The sequence below is a fragment of the bacterium genome (assembly GCA_024226335.1).
Classification (GTDB): Bacteria; Myxococcota_A; UBA9160; order SZUA-336; family SZUA-336; genus JAAELY01.
Map to the genome: position 1 here is coordinate 1 of JAAELY010000411.1, position 1,254 is coordinate 1,254.

General features: G+C 63.2%; 3 protein-coding genes. 2 read left to right on the forward strand and 1 reads right to left on the reverse strand.

Going from position 1 to position 1,254, the window contains the following annotated elements; translation table 11 throughout:
• Positions 1-182, reverse strand: a 182-nt coding sequence (locus GY725_20405) for a helix-turn-helix domain-containing protein (protein MCP4006547.1), incomplete at its 3' end; no start/stop codon positions are given.
• A gap of 495 nt (positions 183-677) precedes the next feature.
• Between GY725_20405 and GY725_20410 the strand changes: the two genes are divergently transcribed.
• Positions 678-902 (forward strand): hypothetical protein, encoded by a 225-nt coding sequence (locus tag GY725_20410; protein ID MCP4006548.1) that lies wholly within the window; start codon positions 678-680, stop codon positions 900-902.
• Positions 899-1,254 (forward strand): PIN domain-containing protein (locus GY725_20415; protein ID MCP4006549.1); only part of this gene is annotated, 356 nt, incomplete at its 3' end. The genes GY725_20410 and GY725_20415, both read left to right, overlap by 4 nt.

Here is a 1,254-nt window from a genome sequence, read left to right on the forward strand (position 1 = left end):
ACCTGCCCGCCGATCATCTCGTTGAACTGCAGCACCAGCGACGCCGCGGACTCGAAGTCGGCACTCTCGCCCGCCTCGATCGCGATATACCGGTCCACGCCGAGGCCCAGCCGTTCCGCGGCCACCTCGAGAGACACGCCCTTCTTCTCTCGCTCCTTCTTCAAGACGTCTCCTAACTTCATGATGGCTCCTTTCGTTGTGTTGGTGAGTGGACACCCTGCTAATACGCGAATCGGGCGGGAACCCCGCCACCGGACCTTCAGATCCTCCACTCCGCGCTGCCAGCGGTTAGCGCGCGGGCTCCGGAGCCGTGAACGAGCACCGATCTGGTCGGCGCGAATCACCGACGGCCTGTGAGCGAGCGTCGATCGCGTCTTGGGAACCGCGGGCAAGGTGCAAACGAGCGTCGATTGCGCTTCGGGTACCGTCGCCAAGGTGCGAACGAGCGTCGATCGCGCTCCGGGTACCGTCGCCAAGGTGCGAACGAGCGTCGATTGAAGGTCGGGTACCGGCGTCAAGGTGCAATCGAGTGTCGATGACACCTCGAGGAATGGCGCCAAAGTGGGAGCGAGCGGCGATGACTCGTCAAGAGCTGCCGGCGTGAGGCAATCGAACTCTTACGTGGCTTCATGCGCAGGATCGCGGCCCATGGTAACCTTGAATTAAGTGGGGCGACCATGACTTTGACGCTGGAAATCGAATCGGAACTGGAGCGCCGGCTGAAGGACGAGGCTCAGCAGCGCGGTCTCGCGGCCGGCCAGTGCGCACTCCTGTTGCTCAAGGAGAGTCTCGCAAGCGCACCCACGACACCTGCGGCTCCGCTGGACGCGGACCCCCTGATGGCGATGGCAGGAGCTGACGATTTCGAGCCGGTCGCTATCGACGAGGTCGTCTATCGGTGATCTTCGTCGATACGTCGTTCTGGGTGGCATTGCGCAATCGCAGGGACCCTCATCACACCCAGGCCGTCGGGCTGCTGAAGAAGCACGCAGACTCCAGGCTCGTCACCACGAATCACCTCCGGGGCGAGACCTGGACGTTTCTTCGGCGGCGGATGGGACACTCCTCGGCTGTCGACTTCCTCAATGCCGTAGACCGTTCGGAGCGGGTCACGGTCCTCAGGGTGGAAGATGATCTGGAAGAGGAAGCTCTCGCGTGGCTCCGTCGCCGCGACGAGCGCGAGTACTCGTTCGTCGACTCGACCAGCTTTGCCATGATGCGCTCGCGCGAGATCACGCAAGCCCTCGCTTTCGA

Excerpts from the sequence above, each read along its gene's own strand:
- GY725_20410 (MCP4006548.1), top strand. The coding sequence starts at position 678 with ATGACTTTGACGCTGGAAATCGAATCGGAACTGGAGCGCCGGCTGAAG.